The organism is Planktothricoides sp. SR001 (genome assembly GCF_001276715.1).
GTDB lineage: Bacteria > Cyanobacteriota > Cyanobacteriia > Cyanobacteriales > Laspinemataceae > Planktothricoides > Planktothricoides raciborskii.
In genome coordinates, this window is the sequence record NZ_LIUQ01000003.1 from 157,595 (window position 1) to 180,113 (window position 22,519).

Here is a 22,519-nt window from a genome sequence, read left to right on the forward strand (position 1 = left end):
TAGGGCACAGACTTTGCTGCCCGAAATCAGCCAGAGTCTAGAAAACCAGACAAATCTTAGGAACGGGCTCTCACCAGAGGAAACAAAAATAACGATATGTCCGCAGTGACAGATTCTCAACCAATTAAACCGAAAATTTTGATTGTCGATGATAGTCCAGATAACTTACAAGTGCTGATGCAGCTTTTGAAGGAGGACTATGCGATCGTCGCCGCGACCACCGGGGAAAAGACTCTGCAACTGGCAAAGAGAGTCCCTGTGTCAGATTTGATTCTCCTGGATGTAATGATGCCTGAAATAGACGGTATTTCGGTTTGTCGCCAAATTAAAGCTATGTCAAAATGGCAAGCTATTCCCATTATTATGGTGACAGCATTAGACTCAAAAGCAGACCTAGCCCGTTGCTTGAATGCCGGAGCCGACGATTTTATTAGTAAACCCATCAATGCCCTAGAATTGCGATCTTTCACTCCATATTGCGGATTAAGCAACAGTATAACGAACTGCAAACCTTGCTCAAATTGCGGGAAGATATGGTGCAAATGCTGATTCACGATTTACGCAATTCCCTGACTGGTATGTTCCTGAATTTGGAACTCCTCAGAAGTGAAGATTATCCCAAAGAAAAACGCCTATATAAAATAGATCAAATGTAAAGTGATAAAATACTAGAGGGATTAGTATATCGTTTATTACAAATTACTTTAATGGAATCTGGGAAAGGATCAAAGTAGATATTGGCGATTTAATCCAGTCTGCCGTGGTTAAATTTGAGGCGATCGCCACTGAAAGAAAACTGTTTATGATTACTCAATTACCAGAAACATCGCCAATAAAAATATCTGTTAATCTCCCTCTGTTAGAGCGATTTATATATCGATTAACTCATCTCCAATACCATCAATTTTTATCCCATAAATAGCAAAGCAATTTAGCAAATAATTAATTTTGAAAAAATTAATTATAACAATAAAAAATACAGGTAATTTAATCCATTAAATTTGTGTATATTAATCAATTAAAAATAAAAAAATATAAAACAATAATTTTATTACAAAATCCTGAACATATTAAAAATATAACAAATATTAAAAAACAAGAAATGCTTTAAATTAAACTAAAATATTTCTCAGCAAAAAAACAAACGAGCAGCGTTTTTTTTTGCAAATTTTATTCACCTGAATAAGGATGTTTAATAATTCATATTTTTGGTTTTTTGCTCAGAAAATAAACCGAGTGGCTGTGGTGGCGATCGCCACTAACTGTGGCACTAACTGTGGCATTGAGCAAATCAAACCGGACTCTCGTCCGGTTTCTCGGTCGCTTAGGCGATCGCCACCACCAACCTTTACCTGAGAAAAAAACTGGGTTTCTTCAGACAACAGTTAACTGTGGCATTGAGAAAAGCAAACTGGTTTCTTCTGTCCCTGTGGCTTTCTCATTCTACTTTGGTAGAATAGATCGATGCTTAGTCACTGGCTAAAATAGGGCTGGCGAATTCTAAGTAAAAACCATGTCTCCAGTACGTTATATAGCTGAACCTATTTTAAAAATTGGTGGCAGCAAAGCCTCCGAAAGTTTAATGCAAGATTTGATGGAAATTTCCGTGGAAGAAAGTTTGCATCAACCGGGAATGTTTACCCTAATGATTAACAATGATTACTTTCCCGGCAGTGGGGAACCGTGGAAACATGAAAGTCTGTTTTCCATTGGCAAAAAAATCGAAGTCAGTTTTAAATCCAGTACCACAGAAGCCTCTGAGTTTTCCACCGAAAACACGGAAAAAGTGATCGAAGGGGAAATTACCGCGATCGAAAGTAATTTTACAGAAAATGCTGAAGCAACGATGATTATTCGGGGCTATGATGTGGCGCATCGATTGCATCGGGGAAGACATAATCGCTCATTTCAGGATATGACTGATGACGCGATTGTCAATAAAATTATTGGCGAAGCGGGCATCTCTGCGGGGACTGTAGATAGTACCAGTCCTTCTCATAAATATGTGTTTCAACAAAATCAAACCAATATGGAATTTTTGCGGGAAAGGGCAGCCCGCAATGGCTATGAATTATTTGTCCAAGATGGCAAATTAAACTTTAGAAAACCTAAAGCAGATGATACTTTAAGCTTAAAATGGTTAGAAGATATTCATAGTTTTCGGGTGCGTGTCACCAGTAGTGAACAAATTAGTTCGGTCGAAGTACGCGGCTGGGATTATAAAGAGAAAAAAGCCTTCGTTTCTAAGGCCAGTTCTGCCAATGTCGTCACCGAAACTGATTTTGGCAAAGGATCAAAAACCAGTTCATCTTTTAGCGGCAAACCTTCTTCCCCCAAAGTGATTGTCGTGGATAAACCTTTTTTTGTGGCCAAAGAAGGAGATGTGATGGCCCAAGCCCTTTGTAATGAGTTAGGGGGAGAATTTGTCCAAGCAGATGCTACAGGGGAAGGGAATCCGAAAATCCGTCCTGGACGAGTGGTGAAACTGGCAGATATGGGTAAGTATAGTGGCAAATATTATGTAACAGAAACTCATCACCATTATACCGATGGCATTTATACCACAGAGTTTACGGTGCGGGGTTTGCGTGGGGGCGATTTACTGACTACAGTGATGCCAGAACAGCGTCTCGATCCCGGGCAAACTTTACTGGTAGGAGTGGTGAGTAATAATAAAGATCCGGAAGGTTGGAGCCGAGTGAGAGTGAAATTTCCTACTTTAACCGAAGAACATGAAAGTAACTGGGCGCGGGTGGTGAGTATTGGGGCTGGACCTAATCGTGGCTTTGATTGTTTACCAGAAATTAATGATGAGGTTTTGGTGGGTTTTGAACATGGGGATATTCATCGTCCTTATGTGATTGGCGGTGTGTGGAATGGCAAAGAAAAAACTAAAGATCCGGTAGATAATAGTGTTGTGGATGGTAAAGTGCGGCTGCGAACTTTTACCACTCGCTTAGGACATAAGCTGCAATTTGTAGAAGAGGATAAAGATAGTAGTAAAAAAGGAATTTATCTAGAAACGGTAGATGGGCAAAAACATCACCTGTATATGAACGATACGGATAAATTTGTCGAGGTTAAAACCAGTGGCAAACATTATATGTTGTTGGATGATAAGAATAAAAAAATCGAGGTGAAGACGAATGGGGGGCATACTTGTTTGATGGATGATTCCGGCAAAAAAATTAATGTCACTTCTACGGGAGATATGAATGTTAAAACCGGGACTTCCGGTAAAAGCAATAAACTTAATGTTGATGCGGGTGAAATTTATATTACCGGGATGACTAAGATTGTTTTGAAAGTCGGGCCGAGTACCATAGAAATGACGAATTCGGGGATTAAGATTAATAGCCCGAAAGTGGAAGTAACTGGGACTGGGGGAGTGGATATTAAGTCTCCGGCTAAGGTGGCAATTGAGGGAGTCGCCCAAGTGAATATCCAGTCAGCGGCACAGGTTGCGGTTAAGGCTGGGGCAGCAATGAATATTCAGGCCGGGGGTTCTTTGAGTATGCAGGCAGGAGGTACGGCAGGGCTGCAAGCGGGCGGTGCGTTGAATCTTCAGACTGGGGCGGCATTTCAGCTTATGGCTGGGGCGACTGCTGGTTTTACGGCACCGTTGATTCGGTTGAATTGTTAATGTTGTTGGTTGTTGGTTGTTGGTTGTTGGTTGTTGGTTGTTGGTTGTTGGTTGTTTGGAGCGGACAACGAATAACCAATAACGAACAACGAACAACAAGATCGACTAATGGCTAATGACTGGTTGGTTGGAGGTGAGGCAGACTGAAATAAAGATTTCTGAAGCGGCGAAAAGCTTTCGAGGAGGATTGGAGAGATGTTACCAGTAGCAGTGCTTGGAGATGTGGCGGGCGGCAGTCCGATTGTGGGGCCAGGGGCGCCGACGGTGTTGGCAATGGGGCGTCCGATCGCCTGTTTGGGAGATGCGGTGGCTGGGGCACCGATGGCCACTGGGGTTTTGATGATGCCTTGTTCGGTGACGGTGTTGGCAATGGGGCGTCCCGTGGCCCATTCCCTGACAATGGCGGTGGGGATGAGTGTTCCGGCTCCAGTGCCGGTGCCTTTGACTTTGCCGGTGGTGGGAACGGCAGCAACGGTTTTAGTGGCGCCGTGATTCGTCTATGTTCGACTTTTGGCGAATAGAATCGCGGCGATCGCTGCACTAGACTTGCTCAAGGATGTGCGGGGATAAGGTATGCCGGAAATTTCTAAGAACCAGCATCGGGACTATTTGGGGAGGGGCTTGGTTTTTCCCTTGCAAGTCAATCTCCAAGGCGGTGTGCAACTAAATTCTGATGTGCCGAATGTTGAGGATTGCATTCGATTAATTTTAGGCACCAGATTAGGGGAAAGAGTTTATCGCCCAAATTTTGGCTCGCGGCTTTCCGAGTTGGTGTTTGCACCGATGAATACGGAAACTTTATTGCTCATGCGCTTGTATGTGCAAGAAGCTCTCGAACAATGGGAACCCCGGATTATTGTGGATGGGATTTATACAGAACCGGATCCGACCAAGGGTCGAGTAGATATTATCATCCAATATCACCCGAAGGATTCTTATGATTCCCAAAGTATGATTTATCCGTTTTATTTGCTACCACCTTCTTAAGCGCCAGAGAACTAAAGGGGGATTATGAAGTTTGATTTCTTGCCCAATTTGCCCAAGTCAGATTTGGACGATCGCGCTTTTCAAGACTTAGTAGATGAGTGCTTGTTAAGGATTCCCCGCTATTGTCCAGAATGGACGAATTATAATCCATCGGATCCAGGAATTACCCTGATTGAATTGTTTGCCTGGATGACCGATCAGATGTTTCAGCGATTCAATCAGGTGCCTAGGCGAAACTATGTGGCTTTTTTGGAGTTGCTGGGGGTGCGGTTGAAACCGCCGACTCCGGCAAAAGCTTATTTAAGTTTTTACTTGAGCGCCAGCTTACCACAAACTTATACAATTCCCGCTGGAACGGAGGTGGCTACGGAGGAAACTTCAGAGCAGCCAGCAGTTGTCTTTACCACCGAACAACCCCTGCGAATTGGTAATCCTAGAATTCGACATTTTTTATCGGCGCCGACCCCTGAAGATCAACCCCAAAGTCTGCGCGATCGCTTTTTGGGTTCTTGGACAATGGAACGAGATGGGTCTTGGCATGGGCAAGAAGTGCCATGTTTCAACGACGATCCGCAACCGGGGAATTGCTTTTATTTAGTTTTTGATTCCAGCGCCCCTAGTAAAGGAAATACCCTGGCGATTACCTTTAAAGGTTCAGCGGCAACCACTACCGGGATTAATCCTGACAATCCGCCGCGCCGTTGGGAAGCTTGGAATGGTAATTTTTGGGAACCGATTCTGTTGCAAGAAATCGACGATCAAACCCAAGGATTTAGTTTTAGTGAGTTAGTTCGCCTGGGGGGTAATCCGCTTTCAGGGGCGGATGTGATTCTGCATTTGCCCCAGGAATGGCCGGAAACCGTATTTGTCACCTACCAAGGACGCTGGATTCGTTGTTTGTATAGCCAACCAAACCTAAGTCAAACGGGGTATAGTAGCTCTCCGCGAATTGTGGGGATAAGTGCGCGATCGATTGGTGGTACGGTTGAAGCTTATCAAAGTGCTTTAATTAGAAATGAAGTCCTCGGCGAAAGCGACGGAACCCCCGGACAAAGTTATCAGTTACAAGGCGCTCCTGTGTTGCCCCGTAAATCCGATGAGTATATTTTAGTGACACCACCGGGAGGGGTGCCACAAATTTGGCAAGAGGTGGCAGATTTTGCGGATTCTAGGCCAGAGGATTTACACTATACGATTGATTCCCTGACGGGTAGAGTTCAATTTGGCCCGTTGATTCGGGAATCGGCTCATAAGGTTGAACAAATCCAGTTTCGCAGGCGATCGCAGCAACTACCGGGAGAAAGCATTTATCTGCCTGATAGTGCTAATGCTAATACCGTTGAGGTTTCCGCCACTTCTGGAGGAGAACGGCAATATGGGGCAGTACCGTCCCGAGGCTCGATGATTCAAATGGTGGCCTATCGCGTCGGGGGGGGAGACAAAGGTAATGTCCAACGGGAAACGATTACGGTTTTGAAAACGGCGGTGCCTTATGTGGCGAGGGTTGTCAACCATCAACCAGCTAGAGATGGCAGCAATGCAGAATCCCTGGAACAAGCAGTCGTCCGAACCCCCCGTTTGTTGCGGACTCGGAATCGGGCAGTAACGGTGGAAGACTTTGAAACCCTGGCATTGGAAGGAGGAGACGGTGCGATCGCCCGGGCTTTATGTATGTCCGCGATGAAAAAAGAAGAAGCAGGACAAGTCCGCTTGCTGTTAGTGCCTCAAGTCGATACCACGCGCATTGCCACCGAAGGTATCAGCCCAGATAAATTTAACCTATCGGCTAATTTAGAACAGAAAGTTCTGTCTTATCTTGATGAGCGACGGTTGCTGGGGGTACAAGTCACCTGTGGGCAACCGGAATATGTGGGAGTATCGGTGCAAACCGAAGTGGCTTTAGAACCGGAATATAATCACACTGCTGCCCAACAGCAAATTCTCTTGGAATTACAATCGGCTTTGTACCAATTTCTCAACCCGATTAATGGTGGCCCGGAAAGAAGAGGCTGGCCTTTTGGTCGTCCGGTTTATTCCTCCGATATTGTCACATTGTTACAAAAAATTGCTGGCGTGCGTTATTTGGGCGCGGTGCAGCTATTTGAATTACGCCGTCAAGAAAATACTTGGGTGCGCTTTCTGCCCCGCGAACCCGTGATTAATCCTGGTCCTTTGGGTCTGATTGTTTCTTGGCGCAATCTGCAACTGAGATCAGGCCACGCGATTAGTTTACTTTAGTGAGTGGTTATTGGTTATTTGCTCCGAATAACCAATAACCAACAACAAACAACAAATAACCTTTTTACCAGTGATAAAATGACTCAAGCCCGCGACCTTTTACCATTGCGACTAGAACTGGTGCCGATGCAATTGCCATCTGGTCCAATTGAGCCAGTGGGAAGAGCGGCCCAGAGAAGCGATCGCCCTTTTCAAAACACATTACTACCCAGTGCGCCGAACCATGCTAACAACTATGCTGACAGCTATGTATTGCTTTATCCCGGTGAAAGCAGCGAACTGTTAGTAAGACTCAAAAACCATAATGCCCAAACCGTGCAGATCAATGCCCAGTTAGAAGGCAATTTTCCGGCTCATTGGTGTCGATTCAGAATGGAAGGAAATCAGGTGCCTGCCAAAGGTCAGATCGAAGGCGTCCTCTACTTCCAAATCCCCGGCAACTTCTTCGAGTCTAATGATACGCTTGTCACCCATAAAAATCCCCTAACTCTAGATTTTTATGGCCAAATTCATATTGACTATAGCTTAGACAATGACTTAGAAACTTCTCCGCTAACTATCACCCAGTCAGCCAGATTTTCCCTCTTTGTTCGCCCTCGGAGCCTTTATCTGAATTTTCTGCCTGAACTTTACCGAGAGGTAGACTTCATTGGTCGATTATTAAAGATTTTCGAGCAAGGATTTGAACCAGCGGTTAATCAATTAGAATCCCTTTGGGCTTATTTAGATCCTTTGACCGCACCGGAAATGCTGTTGCCGTTCCTCTCCCATTGGGTCGGATGGAAAATGGACGCTCGCTTGAGTTTAACTCGGCAGCGTTATTTAATTCGGCAGGCAATTAAACTATTTCATTGGCGCGGCACTCGCAGAGGCTTACGCCTTTATTTACATTTATATACGGACTTACCTTTAGATGAACATCTGCCCGAAGAGGAAAAACATATCAGTATTCAAGAAATTTTTACTCAAGGGTTTGTCCTAGGTTTTAGTCGTCTTGGTGATGATGCGATCGTTGGAGGCGGTCGTCCCTATCATTTTTTGGTGAGGCTGCGTCCTGAACCTGGTCAGCCGATTGACGAAGGCTTAGTTCGGGAAATTATAGAACAAGAAAAACCCGCATTTTGTACTTACGAACTTTTTATCGATTCGGCTAATTAATGTTATTATTTGTGATGAGTTGTTATTATTTATTAGTGATTCGGTATTCGTTATTTGCGGTATTTGATTCAACCACCAACCACCAACCACCAACTAACAACCACCAACCACCAACCACCAACCACCAACCACCAACCACCAACTAACAACCAACAACCACTAACCACTAACCAATTAATTATGAGTAAAGATTGGCCACCTCCGAATATCAAACCATTGACGCGGATTCAAGTTAGTGATGGGATGCTAATTAATAGTGCGCGATGGCAAATGGCTCATGAATATCATCGGATCCGCCAAAATATTCACTATCAATCCCTGAATCAGCCCGGTATTGTTTCCGATTTGGGTGTCTATGCCATTGAACCGCCCCCAGAAGTGACTCAACAATATCGCGATCGCCGTTGGGTGAAAATTCAACCAGGCATTGCCATTGATTTATTTGGCAATGTAATTGTGGTGAATGAGCCAGTTTCTTTTAGGATTACTTCAGAAGCCAAACAGCAACCGACGACCATTTATTTAGTGGTCAGTTATGTAGACCCCAATCAACTTCAAGGAACGGAAACCAATAACGATTTTGTCACCGAAACTTTTAGGATTGATGAACGGAATAGTCCACCCACAGATTTGGACGTGGAGATTTGCCGGATTCAGTTGCAACCTGGGGAAGTGCAAATTTCTAATCCTACTGATGTGTTTTACCCTCAACTCAATGAGTTAGATTTACGCTACCGGCAAAAAGCGCGATCGCGATCGCAGGGGATTGTCCGAGTTGGGGTCGTCACCGACAACAACCCGAACTTAGAAAAACAGCTTAGGGATTTTTCCTATCTGCTTCAGTCCCTAGACGCCTTATATCCCGCATTACAAGGGGCTGAAGAAATTGGTCAAGTCAGCTTACAATTAAATCCAGAAGAAGAAGAACAAAAACAGTTTAACTATGACCTAATTTATTTCAAATATAAAGAATCCCGTCCCCTCAAAGCTGAACAACTAGCCAGCCTGAAAAATTATTTAAACTCAGGGAGCGTATTATTCATCGAAGCCGCTATCAAAGACACGAAAATCGAAGACCTGATCGCCGTCAAAAAACAATTACAAGAGGCTTTAGGTAATCTGGGATCTTTAGATGCCGCAGATTTACAAAAATTCAAACAAGATATCAATAAAGAACTGCAAGCCGTTGACAAAGAACTGGAAAAAGAAGTAAAACAACTATCAATTGCCTTTGAAGATTTTGCCAAGCAGTTGGGGACTCCTTTAACAGCGATCGATCAATTTCCCCAACCTCATCCCCTGCGAACCCAGCCCTTCTTATTTTCTCAGCTTCCAGAAATTGACCATAACCCGATTTCCATCATGGTCGGTGGTGGAATTGTGATTGTGATTGGTAATTTATTAGCCGCTTGTGGACTGGACGATCGCTATTCTGTCTCCAGAGAAACTCTCCGCACCGCTCAAGAAATGGGCATTAATATCTTGCATTATGCATGGCGTCGTCGCCAAATTACCTACTTGGAATAATGGACAACGGGCAATTGATAATTATCAATTATCAATTATCAATTATCAATTAATCATTAATGAGGGAACATCTTTATGGCTTCGATCCGCAAAGTATTACCAACAATTCTGGTGTTGCAGATTAGCCTATCAATGGGTGCGATCGGTTGGATCTCCTATACTTCCGCCAAAAAAACGGTTTACGAACTCATTCGTCAATTGAGTTGGCAAGTCACCGAACATATCCATAATCAGGTAATGGCCTATTTGGATCCCTCACAAATGAGCCATCAACTGAGTCAAATTGTGGTTGATAATCAAAATTTAAACTTAAATAATTTTGATAATTTAGCGACTTATTTCTGGCGGATTGTTATCCAAGATTCTGTTTTTGAACCAAAAAATGATTCAGCCCAGAATACTTTGATAAATATTGCCGAAAATCCCCAGTTATATAACGAAACTGGTAACCTCTTAGCATCCGTTCAATATATCATGTTTGGCAACGAGAAAGGCGAGTTTATCGGCGTGGAAAATCAAGATAATGCACAACTTATCTTGAGGCTGAAAACACCGGGTAATTCTCATAGAATTACATATCAATTGAACAACCAAGGACAAAAAGTTAGAGAAATAATCCGAGAAGACTACGATCCTCGGCTGCGCCCTTGGTATCAGGCAGCTAAACAGGCGAGAAAATTAACCTGGAGTCCAATTTATAGCTCTTCTTACGATCAAACCAGTTTAAGAATTAACCCGGTCTTACCTGTCTATGATAACAATGGTTCATTGTTGGGGGTGTTTGGCATTGAAATGACCCTCCGACAAATCAGCGATTTTCTCAGTAATTTAGATATTGGTCAGAATGGCAAAGCATTTATTATTGAAAGTTCAGGAAAACTGGTGGCGACTTCAGCGAATGAAATTCTCTCCATATCGACACCAGAAGGGAACCAACGACTCAATGCGTCGGAGAGTAGCGACCCACTGATCCAGTCCACTATGAAAAAATTACTGGCAGATAATATGATGGAGGGAGCTACCAAGCAGACGCAATTTGAGTTAAAGATTGACGGGGATTACCAATTTATTCAAGTGAAACCTCTCGATCATCCGCATTTAGATTGGACTATTATTGTCGTGATTCCTGAAGCTGATTTTATGGGCAATGTCTATGCTAATTTGCGGATGATACTGTTCCTTTATATCTTGGTTTTAGGGATTGCGATTTTGTTGGGAATTATCACGTCACAATGGATTTTAAAACCTGTAGGAATTTTAAACCAAGCTGCCGGAGAAATTGAATCCGATCGCGAAGCGTGCCGGATGGCATTAGGTTTTAATTCCGAAACGTTGGCCGGGGTGAGCCAACGGCAAGATGAGTTAGGAGAACTGGCGCGAGTGTTTGTCGATATGTCTGACAAGATTTATGCCAGACAACAGCATTTAAAAAAGCAGATGGAGCAACTTAGCCAAGAAAAAAATTTAAAGAAAAAAGCCAATATTTTAATCAAACTATGTCAAGTTTATTATTTAAAAAAATTACTCAAAGAATCGAATAATATTAGACGGAAAAAAAACGATACATATCAGCAGTTAAACCTGCCAGACTTGCTTAAGTCAGTGAAGTTTTTTAACAATTTTTCTGCCCACGATATTCAAGAATTAATTAATATTGGTTATAAGACTACTCTAGGTGAAGGAGAATATATTTGTCGCGAAGATGAACCCGGTGATGCTTTTTATATTATTTTAGAGGGTTCGGTGGAAATTTATGTAGAAAAAATTAATAAGTTTTTAACCAATTTGTCTGCGGGGGCGTTTTTTGGAGAACTTTCTTTGCTGCTGGGAATTCCCCGGACAGCTACAGTTAGGACGACGGAAGAAACGATCTTGTTTGTGGTCGATCGCCTGGGGTTGCAAAAACTATTGCAAACTTACCAAGAACTCGCTGACCAGATTGCTGCCGAACTCCATAATCATAAGGCTGAATTAGATGAACGAAAAGAAATGCTGAAAAAATGGGGATTGCTTGATGAAAACGATCGCAGTTTTAGTGAAAATCCTTTAAGTTGGATTCGCCAAGTTATGACCGTTCGCTTTGGGGTTTAATTACGAGTAAAATACGAATAACCAATAACCAATAACCACTAACAAAAATTAAAATTATGGCTTCAATCAGAAAATTATTACCCACTCTTGTGGTGATCCAAATATTTCTGGCAATGGGGGTGACTTGTTGGCTTTCGTTTATTGCGGCGAGGAAAGAGGTTGAAGATTTAATCCGCAAGATTATTGTTCAAGAGAGCAACTTGGCTAAGTCTCAAGTGATAAAATACTTGGGAACGCCTCAGTTTTTCCAGAAAATGAATCAGATTGCGATCGCCAATGGCAATTTAGATGTGGAGAATTTTCCCAATTTAGAGCGCAACTTTTGGCGTCAAGTTCAACTAGGCCAGACCCCCGGATTCGCGGGGGCTGGCTTTGAACCCGATGGTGCCGGGGCGATGAAAGAACAAGGCATTTCATATATCTTTTATGGCAATGCCCAAGGAGATTTTGTTGGAGTTGAGCGGCAAAAAGATGGTAAAAGCTTAATGCGAATCAGAACCCAGGAAACGGCACCCCTGCGGGTATTTTATGAACTGGATGCCCAAGGCAAGCGCAGTCCCGAAATCAGACGACAAGAATACGATCCGCGAACACGACCGTGGTATAAAGCGGCTCTTAGGGAGGCTAAGGGCAGCAGAGGATTGATCTGGAGTCCGATTTATGCTTCCGCAAGGGATCAGAGTTTGGGGATTAATTCCGTTCTACCCATCTATGATAATAGTGGCGCTTTACGTGGGGTCATGGCGGCTGAGATCACCCTCGCGCAAATTAGTGAATTTTTGAGTGGTTTAAAGACCAGTCAGATGGCCAAAGCTTTTATTATTGATGGTTCAGGAAAAATGGTGGGGACTTCCGTGAATCAACCTCTTTCCACCGAAGATGGTCAACAAATTTTAGCCACGAAAAGTGGCGATCCAATGATTCAAGCGACGGCCAAAAAATTATTGTCTGATTATAAAATTTTGCAAATCCCGCCAAAACCGGAGCCGTTTTCTTTAGAAATTGATGGCGATCGCCTATTTGTCCACGTCAGTACCCTGCAAGAACTCGATCTGGATTGGCTGATCGTTTTAATGATTCCAGAAGCGGATTTCATGGATGATATCTATGCTAATACCCAGATGACTCTGATATTAGGTTTTGCCGCTTTAGGGGGTGCAGTGGCTGTGTCTTTGATTACTTCCCGATGGATCGTTAAGCCCATCTCACTTTTGGACAAAGCAGCCCAAGAAATTCAGGCGGAAGAGTTTCACCCTGAAACCTTGGTGCCTGTACTCAAACGGGATGATGAACTGGGACAGTTAGCACGAGTTTTTCAAGAAATGGCGGTCAAAATCTATAACCGAGAAAAAGGCATGAAAAAACAGATGGAGCAACTCCGGCTTGAGCAAGAGGAAGCCAAAGCAGCTACTCAATTAGCGACAATTAATCAAAAGTCTTATGTGCAAGATTTGTTAAGGCAAGCGCAAAAACTGCGAAGTAAAACTGAAGAATATCAAGCTTTAAATTTGGCCGATTTATTAAGAAAAGTTAAGTATTTTCATAATTTTTCCGAATCAGATATTCAAGAAATGATTAATATTGGCTATAAAAAACTTATTAAGGAAGGAGACTATGTTTGTCGCGAAGATGAACCTGGGGACGCTTTTTATATTATCCTCACGGGAACCGTAGAAATATATGTGGAAAAAATTAATAAATTTTTAACAACTTTATCCGATGGTACTTTTTTTGGCGAACTCTCTTTATTGTTGGGAATTCCTCGGACGGCGACGGTGCGAACCACTACGGATACTCTGTTATTTGTGGTGGATCGCGATGGGTTGCAAACTTTATTACAGAACTATCAAGAACTCGCTGACCAAATTGCTCTGGAGTTGCACAAACATAAGGCAGAGTTAGATGAACGTCAAGAAATGTTTAAAAATTTGGGTTTAATCGAAGAAAATGATAATAGTTTTAATGAGAATCCTTTGAGTTGGATTCGTAAGCGAATCACTACACTATTTGGGGTGTAATCCCTTTGATTATCGCTTTGGTCATCCCAACATGACTGTTATTGGTTACTTGTTAACATCATTTTATAATAACAAATAACAAATAACAAATAACAAATAACAAATTTGGTGTGAAATATGGCGGAAAAACTGATTAGTACGCAGGTTCAGCAACGGGAAATATCATTTAAACCGGGAGGCTCCCCGGCAGAGTTGATGGTGGGGGTGATTAATTGCAGCGATCGCTTTGCCTCCTTTCAACTGGAATTGATCGCTGCCGGGATCGAATCTCAGGAAAAAGCCTCTTGGTATAGTCTTTCTCCAGAAGTCAGCACCAAAAAACCCCCTGGTGCTGCTACGGAGTTTAGAATCGCGATCGTCGCTCCTCCCACTCCCGGTTTTATCGGCATGATGAACTTAACCGTCCGGGTATTTTCTCTGGAACTGGGGGGAGAAGACCGGCAAATTATCCGTTTAATCGTGGAACAAGGAAGTAGTTCGGTTCCTTTGGTGCTGGAATTGCCGATGTCTCAGTTTCAGGCACTTCCCGACTCTCATCTAGAAATCCCGGTGCGAGTGACGAACCCTACCCAACTTTCGGTGAATGCGGTGGTGCGCTGTTTAGGCTTGGAATCCACTTGGTTTCCCGATGGTATGGAACGACAATTACAAATTGCCCCTGGGAAACAAGGACAAACCAGTTTTTCCTGTCAATTACCCCCCACCTCCCAAACCCTGAGTCAAGTCTATGGTTTTAAGGTGGAAGCTTCTCATGCCAAGGGTTCGCCAGCTTTGGCCGAAGGCTATATCGAAGTCCTCCCAGCGGGATATGTGGAGTTTAATTGCGACCCAAAGCGACGACAAATTCCCCCAGAACGTTCTTGGTTGCAGACTTGGTTGCCCAGTTGGCGATCGCTGCCCGTCACCTATCAAGTAGCTGTTGAAAACGCCAGTAATCTTCAACAGCAAGTCAGTATTCAGATGGTGGGCGAAGACCTGCCCAACTGCACCCTAGAACTATTTCCAGAACAAGAAAATATCGCCCCTGGAGAAATAAAACCCTTAGAACTGCGAGCCTGCAAGCGTCGCCCTTGGTTCGGTTGGGTACAAAAACTGATCTTGCAAGTCGGAGCAGTAGTTTCGGACAATCGCGTGGATGTCCGCAATGATATCCAAGTCCTGGAACTTGAAGTTATGCCCGTCATTCCTCGCTGGCTTCAAGGTAGTGGACTATTCCTGATCTTTTTGGTGATCGTTTTGGCGTTTCATTTAAACCCCCAAGGTCACAAAAGCGCCGTGAACGCTGTCCAGTTGAGCGGACTTGCCGACTGGGTTGTGAGTGGGTCGAATGACCAAACCATCCGCACCTGGAGGGTGAAGGGAAATCACCTCGACGATCAAGGGGAGTTTGCTAAGTTCGATAAAGCGGTGCGAACGATTCGCTATCGCCCTCGTGATAATAATGCGATCGCCGTCGGACTGGAAAACGGTGAGATTCAACTCTGGGATTTGTTATCATCTAAGGGGAATAGGAATCAACCGCGACAAGCGATCGCCACTTTTTCTTATCAAAAAGCTGACCGGGTTTTATCTTTGGAATTTAGTGCTGACTCCCGCTACCTATTTAGCGGTCATGGCAGCGGTTTAGTCTTCCAGTGGGATACCGATCCCCAAATACTCCAGCAAAGCCAACCATCCGCTGACACCTTCGAGTCCAGAGATATTATTAATCGACCGAACAATCGGTTTAATGCCGGTTTTGCCGTATATGCCCTGGAGTTGGTTGGTTCCGATCGCCAAACCCTGGCGATCGCCGGTCAATATAACAACCTGGTGTTGTGGAATCTTGGCAACAACAGCCGTCAAAACCTGCCCTATCCTGTACCGGGCAGTCAAGAAGACTATATTTTCAGTATCGATACCGCTGCATCCAAGCCCAATCTCTTAGCTACGGGCGATCGGCAGGGATACATTACCCTCTGGGATCTCAACCTTTGCATGGCATCCCCTCAAAACTGCCAACCCATCGATCGATGGTCTAGCGGACATCAAGATCAACCCGTACAATCCGTGGCTTTAACTGCCGACGGTTGTCACCTGGTCAGTGGCGGTGCCGACGGGCGCATCATGCTTTGGCCCTTGACCCAAGCTGGTCGTCGTGCCAAACCAGAAGGATATCCCGTCAAGCAGGCAAAAAACAAGGCCAAAAACAAAGAGATTATTAACAGTATTGACGTGAAACGGGTGGGGGATTATATGTTGATTATTAGTGGTAGCAGCGATCGGCAAGTTCGTTTTCAACGCCTACAACGCAAAACCATCGATCAAAAAGTCGCCCCAGGCTGTGGCTCTTGATTCCCTCCCCTGCTCCCTCGCTCCCCCCTCGTTCCCCCCCCCGCTCACCGTTCCTTCCCGCTCCCAAATAACAAAGAACCAATAACCAATAACAATATATAAGGAGAGACTAATGACCATTCAGCCCTTGAGCGCCCCTCCGGAGGAGATGAATGGCTTGAGCGTAAACAGCCGTCCCGGTCATTCTGTGGGCAGTCCCCTAGGAATTATCCGAAATCCGTCTGGACTCGCAACGGTCATCGCTGGAGACGAAGACGGTCTAAAACTCAGCATCACTGTCACCAATCAAGGTCCGATTAGTGCCTTGATTGATATTTATATTGATGAAAAATCTCAGCCCGTCCGACAATGGTGTGTCTCTCCTCACGAATATCTCGCCCTCAACCCGGGACAGTCCAGTGAGGTGGTCTTAAAAATTAAAGTCCCGGACAACGCCATTCCCGATACCTACGATTATCTGCTGGTGGTCGATGCCCAACAGCATTATCCAGAAAATACCCCCATCTATCACCGGGCTAAACTGCAAGTTATGCCGTTTGTGGAGGAAGCTCGCACCGCCACCGATGCTACCTTCACCCTTCAACCTGCCACCAGTTCTCTGCAACCGGCTATGTTGCAACGGGGAGAACAACTGGAGTTAAAAGTTACGGTTCACAACCGATCCGACCGTGTGGATCGCTTTCGTCTCACTTGCCCGGATTTAGACTCCAAATGGTTTCGGGTGATCTATCCTGAAGGTTTGCCCCTAGCGGGCATTATTACCAGCACCCAAGGACTCGAACTCAACCCCGGAGACAAGGGAGATATTTTATTATTTTTAAGTCCACCCATGACCGCTTGGGCAGGAATGTACGCCCCAACAGTCCGACTTTATTCAGAAAATAATCCCGATCTCGTATTACTAGATGTCGTTTATCTGGAAATCGCCGAATTTCACCTGATTACGGTAGATTTTATTACCTTGGTGAGTAAGGTAAAAAATCAAGCCGGGTTGTTTGAACTGCGCTTTCAAAATTCCGGCAATACCATTAGAGAAATTGATATTTTTGCCAAAGATGCCGATGAAGATAACATCTGCACTTATACCGTTGCGCCGTCAAAAGTGCGCTTGTCTCCCGGTGGTTCCGCGATCGCTGGAATTCAGGTAAAACCCACCAAAGGACGCCGCCCTTTTTATGGGCGAATGCTCAACTTTGTGGTTGACCTGGAAGATACCCAAAAGTTGCCCTTGCTGACGAATCATTTCCAAGGGACTTTGATGTGGGAACCCCGTCCTTGGTGGCAATTTTTACTCTTAGTTTTCCTGTTAACGGGCAGTTTAGCCGCCCTGATTTACTTCATTTTTTGGTTAATCACTAAACCACCAATTAAACCAGAGATTATTGAATTTTCTCCTGAACCGATTAAATATAAAGAAATTAATAATGATGCAATTCGCTTGAATTGGCGCATCGGCAATCCGCAAAAAATTGAATATATAAAAATTACGGGAATGTCCCCAGATGGCTTGGTATTAAGTGGGCCGTTTGTGTATGATTTGAGCCAGAAAACTCTGCCAAAAGAACTCCAAGATTTTTGTGTCCCAGAACCTCAACTCACTTGTCAAAATGTTTGGACTGATGCCCGCAAATCCGGGGACTATATTTTTGAAATGACGGTGATGCCAAAAAAAGGCAGAAAAGCCGTAGAACCCGTTACCCTGAGAACAACTTCGGTGCGGATTGAACCAATTCCTGTTCCCCAAGCTGTTCAAGTTGAATCTACCCAACCTATTTATCAACAAGGAGGAAATCAAGGCAGGTCTTTATTAGCAGTTCCGGCCAGTATTCCCGGCACCGGGCAAAGTATCGGCCAAAGTTCTGGACAAAGTTCTGGACAAAGTACAGACCAAAGTATAGGCGATAGCGCATCCGCGCCGCTTCGCGATCGCATCTTACTCAATTGGCGCTTAAATAATCCCAATCAAATTAAACAATTGCGCTTAATGGGATTAAACCAAGAAGGCGTCATTCAAACTCAAAAAACTTATGACTTTACTCAGGGAATGTCCCCTGAATTAGAGCGCTATTGCCAGAAAAATCTGGATAGCACGGTTTTGACTTGTGAAAATGTACCCACGGACGCGAAGGAACCCGGACTTTATATGTTTGAACTCCAAGTGATTCCCAGCATTGGGGATGGCTCACCGTCGGCAGTGATTAAAACTAATGCGATTCAAATTAAGGGTATTCCTCAGCCGAAGATTGTCGAATTTGCTCCCAGTCAACTGGTGTATGAAGAGGTGAAGTTGAAAGCGGCAAATTTGGCCGCGAATCAAACTCCCGCAGCCAATACGGTCACTCCTAAAGTTAATAGTATTCTGCTAAATTGGCAGGTGGAACAGGTCAGTCAAGTTCAAGAGATAGGACTGATAGGGCGATCGCCGGATGGTCGGGTGAATAGTCCCTTACAACGTTATGATTTTACCCAAGGAATTCCGGTAGCTTTAAAAGACTATTGCCGCCTCAGTGGGCCGCAACTTGTGTGCAAAAATGTCCCCACGGGAGCCAATCAACCGGATGATTATATTTTTGACTTAATTGTCTTACCCAAAAACGCTCAAACCCAAGAAGGCATTACCACCAAAAAAACCGAAATTATTAAAATTATACCGGAACCCGTGCCAATTAATATTCTGGCATTTAATATTAATGGACAAGCCGCCGCACCGAAATATATTTTTGAAACTCAACCGAAAACAAAACCCATTGTCCTGACCTTATTCTGGCAAGTCAGTGGGGGTCAAGATATGAAAGTAGAGATTTTGCCCGCCCCGGGCAGTGTCTCGCCCCAGGGTTCTGTCACCTATCCCGTCACCCCAGACCCAGGGCAAGAAACCATTACCCTGAAAGTCACCAATGCTCAAGGTCAAGAACTAACCCGCACCGTGGCCATTCAAACCTTAGCACCGCCGCCACCACCGCCACCGCCTGCGCCCCCTGTAGCTGCCACTCCTGGCGGTGCAGGAGCCGCTGCGGGTGTTCCTGGGGCAGCGGGTGTTCCTGGGGCAGCGGGTGTTCCTGGGGCGGCGGTTGTTCCGGGCGTTCCCGGTACGCTGGAAGTTCCTGGAGTTCCTGGGGCGGCGGGTACTCCAGGGGCGGCTGGTGAGGAAGAAAAAGAACCGCCAACCCCGGATAATACGCCTTTAGCACCCGCAGAAATTAATCCTCAATTTAATTAGTTATTTGTCTGTGGATAAAGTTTAAGGTTTTGGGGTTTTTTTACCACAGAGACACAGAGAACACAGAGGATGGAACGAGTGACGAATAATGAGTAACAAAAAAAATTAAACGAAAATTTGAAAAAATGAAGACGATATTATGTCAGAAGAAAATAGAGCGCGATCGCCTCATAAATATACTCCAAAAAATAGGGGCGAGTCTCACTTTTTTGCTCGTATTTTACATATTTTATTACCTATTTTATTTTTCGGAAACCGCTCTGGCTGCCCGAAAATCTGACCTACAAAAACTCCGCGAAACGCGAGTTTGTACGGAATGTAGTTTAAGAAATGCTGACCTAGCAGGCGTGGATCTCAAAGGCGCTAATTTAGAGCGATCGGAAATGATTCGCGCTAACCTGAGAGAAACAGATTTAGGGGGCGCTAATCTGAAATTGGTTGATTTAAGATTAGCAAATTTACAGGCGGCAAAACTGGAAGCCGCTGATTTAAGTGGGGCGCATTTAGCCGAAGCCCAACTATCAGCAGCTACCTTATTTCGGGCGACTTTAGTTCAGGCAATTATGGAGGAAACAATTCTCAGAGAAACCAATTTAATTGGCGCCAATTTATCCCAAGCCAATATGACCAAAGCGCAGTTAGAAACGGCGCAGTTAGAAACAGCAAATCTGACCCAGGCAAATTTACAAGAAGCTAATTTACAACAGGCGGTATTAAAACAGGCCAATTTGACTCAGGCTAACTTAGCCAATGCTAACTTAGAAATGGCTAATTTGCAAGGGTCAGATTTAAGGGGTACTAATTTGCTGGGGGCAAGTCTTTGGCGGGTTAATTTTCAAGATACTATTATTAATAATGATACCATGATTGAGTCTTTATGGCTGAATTATTGGAGGATTTCTAATCAAGATTTAACCAGCAAAGACTTGAGTAAAGTCGAAATCCCTGGAGTGAATTTACAAGGTAAGAATTTATCGGGAATTAACCTGAGTAATGCCAATTTGCTGGGGGCTTATTTGTTTATGAGTAATTTACAAAATGCCAACCTCAGTGAGATTAATCTCCAGGATGCTAGTTTGCATTATGCTAATTTAAGCAATGTCAATTTAATGGCAGCAAATTTATTAAGTGCTGATTTACGTCGGGCGAATTTGTTAGCAGCAAACCTAAGTAAAGCTAATTTGAATTCGGCGTTGATGGTAGCGGCTGATTTGCGTAATTCTACGGTAGAAGAAGCGGATTTAAGTGGGGCGAATTTAGACTCAGCCCGGTTAGCTGGGGCAAATTTAGCTAGGGCAAATTTGTCTGGGGCTAATTTAGAAAATGCTGATTTGAGTGGGGCGAATTTGTCTGGGGCTAATTTAGCGGGGGCTAATCTAAAAAATGCTAAGTTATGTGGGGCGATCGCTCCTGATTTTAGCCCTATAACTTGTGATAAGGACTAGAAACCGGGTTTCTTGTTTGAATGCCAGCGTTAACTTTGATATCCACAACAGAAACCCGGTTTCTGTGTCCTGGGGGAGAAATCGGGGGTAAGGAGAAAATTTATGAATAATCAACAAGGGTTACAAACCCAATTACCAACCAAAAGTATATTCAGCATATTCAGAAATCCATTATTATTTTTCTTGGTCAGTTCTTCCCTGTTGGGCGGCATCTTGGTTTTTGCTAAGAATTTGCGGGCTGAAGATTCAGTCGAGAAAACTTTCGATGAGTTAGCATTAGTTTGTGGCACTTGGTCAGACCCAGAAAAACGGGCAGAGGCGATCGCTGCTTGTAATCAGGCAATTAATCAAAATCCTCACGATCCACTGGTATGGACCGATCGCGCTGATGCTTTATTTGCGGAAAAACAATATACCGAAGCCCTGTTATCTTATCGTCGAGTTTTGGGAATGGAACCCACTAATTCCCCAATCATGGCTAAAGAATGTGCGACTTTATCTCAGTTAAAAAAATATACTGAGGCGATCGCGGTTTGCGAGAAAGCTTTAAATATCGATCAGAATTGGCAAGACACCAGTCCGGCGATCGCTTGGTATAATCGTGGGGTAGCTTTTCGGCAATTAGGTAATATTGAACAAGCCCTCTATTCTAATGATTGGGCATTGCAACTAAAACCAGATTTTTCTCTTGCTTGGGCAGAACGTTGCACGGTTCTCGCGGATTTGGGCAGCTATTCTGATGCTTTAAATGCTTGCGAACAAGCGATTAAAACTGACCGAGAAAACGATCCTAATACTTTAGCAACTATCTGGGGAACCCAGGGGTTATTGTTTAAACAGTTGAAATATTACGATGAAGCCCTTAAGTCTTATAATCAAGCTTTAGTATTGAATCCGAAAAATGCGGAAAATTGGACGGAGTACGGCAATATTCTCGGTATTTTGGGTCGCCACGGGGAAGCGAGTACCGCTTATCAATGGGCACAGAAAATTACTCCCCAATCTTCTTTAGTTTTGACTAATCAATGTGCCAATTTGAACCGATTAGGCAATTATGAAGAAGCCTTGAAAGCTTGTGATCTGGCCCTCCAAGAAGGGGATGGAAATTGGGGTGAATATGGGCCGGCAATGGCTTGGAGTCAGCGGGGTAATGCCTTGACTGGATTGGGTCGTTATGAGGAGGCTTTGACCTCCGCAAATCGGGCATTGGCAATTAATCCTAATTACCCGGATGCTTGGAGTAATCGCAGTGCAACTCTGTGGCATTTAGGCCGATTTCCTGAAGCATTGGCTTCTACAGAACGGGCGATCGCTCTTAAGTCGGATTCGTCTTTGGCTTGGTTTAATCAAGCGAGAATTTTAACTACTTTGGGACAGTATGAAGAGGCAATTTCCGCTTATGAATTGGCTATTCAAGGAGATGCGAATATTGGCGATCGCCCTAGTTTAGCGGAAATTTGGGTGAATCAAAGTGCGGTGTTTTTACGCTTATCCCGCTATGGGGAAGCAGTGAGTGCAACCCAACAGGCGATCGCTCTTGATGGGACATTTTCCCAAGCTTTTTATAACCAAGGTTTAGGGTTCATGGGGCAAGGGCTTTATGAAGATGCGGTTAAAGCTTATGAAGAGGCGATTAAAATCGATCCGCAAAATGCCGATTTTTGGGCTGGCAAAGGGCTGGCTTTTCAATATTTAGAAGCATATCCAGAGGCGATCGCGGCTTTTCAGAAAGCCCTGGAACTCAACCCTAATCATGCCCAAGCGAAGCAAAACCTAGAATTTGTGCAATATCAGCTAAAGAAACAAGCGGAGAAAAAAGCATAAAGAAAAAAACAGGGTTTCCTTTCTCACAGAAACC

The 22,519-nt window shown here is 44.1% G+C and carries 14 protein-coding genes; 13 read left to right on the plus strand and 1 reads right to left on the minus strand.

The genetic code is table 11. The features are described 5' to 3' along the window. Positions 1–96 precede the first annotated feature (96 nt). Positions 97–549: a PleD family two-component system response regulator gene (locus AM228_RS03025; RefSeq protein WP_054464611.1), complete on the plus strand. Its 453-nt coding sequence runs from the start codon at positions 97–99 to the stop codon at positions 547–549. Positions 550–1,220: 671 nt separating this feature from the next. Here AM228_RS03025 and AM228_RS31695 read toward each other — a convergent pair. Beyond that, positions 1,221–1,382 (minus strand): hypothetical protein, encoded by a 162-nt coding sequence (locus AM228_RS31695; RefSeq protein WP_156331491.1) that lies wholly within the window; start codon positions 1,380–1,382, stop codon positions 1,221–1,223. 131 nt (positions 1,383–1,513) lie between these two features. On the opposite strand from AM228_RS31695, the gene AM228_RS03030 reads away from it, so the two are divergent. The 12 genes from AM228_RS03030 (at position 1,514) to AM228_RS03085 (ending at position 22,485) form a co-directional block, all read left to right on the plus strand. Continuing rightward, the gene (locus AM228_RS03030; protein ID WP_054464612.1) at positions 1,514–3,643 is read left to right on the plus strand and encodes a VgrG-related protein; all 2,130 of its coding nucleotides are present in this window, start codon (positions 1,514–1,516) and stop codon (positions 3,641–3,643) included. A 195-nt stretch (positions 3,644–3,838) separates the two neighbouring features. After that, positions 3,839–4,135: a PAAR domain-containing protein gene (locus tag AM228_RS03035; RefSeq protein ID WP_054464613.1), complete on the plus strand. Its 297-nt coding sequence runs from the start codon at positions 3,839–3,841 to the stop codon at positions 4,133–4,135. 81 nt (positions 4,136–4,216) lie between these two features. After that, positions 4,217–4,630: a GPW/gp25 family protein gene (locus AM228_RS03040; protein WP_054464614.1), complete on the plus strand. Its 414-nt coding sequence runs from the start codon at positions 4,217–4,219 to the stop codon at positions 4,628–4,630. 24 nt (positions 4,631–4,654) lie between these two features. Further along, positions 4,655–6,868 (plus strand): putative baseplate assembly protein, encoded by a 2,214-nt coding sequence (locus tag AM228_RS03045; protein WP_054464615.1) that lies wholly within the window; start codon positions 4,655–4,657, stop codon positions 6,866–6,868. A 78-nt stretch (positions 6,869–6,946) separates the two neighbouring features. Continuing rightward, positions 6,947–8,026 (plus strand): phage tail protein, encoded by a 1,080-nt coding sequence (locus AM228_RS03050; protein ID WP_054464710.1) that lies wholly within the window; start codon positions 6,947–6,949, stop codon positions 8,024–8,026. 180 nt (positions 8,027–8,206) lie between these two features. Next, a complete protein-coding gene (locus tag AM228_RS03055; RefSeq protein ID WP_054464616.1) occupies positions 8,207–9,553 on the plus strand; it encodes a DUF4159 domain-containing protein in 1,347 nt (448 codons plus the stop codon). A 75-nt stretch (positions 9,554–9,628) separates the two neighbouring features. Next, positions 9,629–11,644 carry a cyclic nucleotide-binding domain-containing protein gene (locus tag AM228_RS03060; protein ID WP_054464617.1) on the plus strand — a complete coding sequence of 672 codons (2,016 nt, stop codon included), beginning with the start codon at positions 9,629–9,631 and terminating at the stop codon, positions 11,642–11,644. A gap of 56 nt (positions 11,645–11,700) precedes the next feature. Then, a complete protein-coding gene (locus tag AM228_RS03065; RefSeq protein ID WP_054464618.1) occupies positions 11,701–13,662 on the plus strand; it encodes a cyclic nucleotide-binding domain-containing protein in 1,962 nt (653 codons plus the stop codon). A gap of 117 nt (positions 13,663–13,779) precedes the next feature. After that, the gene (locus tag AM228_RS03070; protein ID WP_054464619.1) at positions 13,780–15,996 is read left to right on the plus strand and encodes a hypothetical protein; all 2,217 of its coding nucleotides are present in this window, start codon (positions 13,780–13,782) and stop codon (positions 15,994–15,996) included. Positions 15,997–16,108: 112 nt separating this feature from the next. Next, positions 16,109–19,216: a hypothetical protein gene (locus AM228_RS03075; protein WP_054464620.1), complete on the plus strand. Its 3,108-nt coding sequence runs from the start codon at positions 16,109–16,111 to the stop codon at positions 19,214–19,216. Positions 19,217–19,341: 125 nt separating this feature from the next. Further along, complete coding sequence (locus AM228_RS03080; RefSeq protein WP_054464621.1) at positions 19,342–20,661, plus strand: pentapeptide repeat-containing protein; 1,320 nt, start codon at positions 19,342–19,344, stop codon at positions 20,659–20,661. A gap of 102 nt (positions 20,662–20,763) precedes the next feature. Further along, positions 20,764–22,485, plus strand: coding sequence for a tetratricopeptide repeat protein (locus AM228_RS03085; RefSeq protein WP_054464622.1), 1,722 nt, complete (start codon positions 20,764–20,766; stop codon positions 22,483–22,485). The last annotated feature ends 34 nt before the right edge of the window (positions 22,486–22,519 follow it).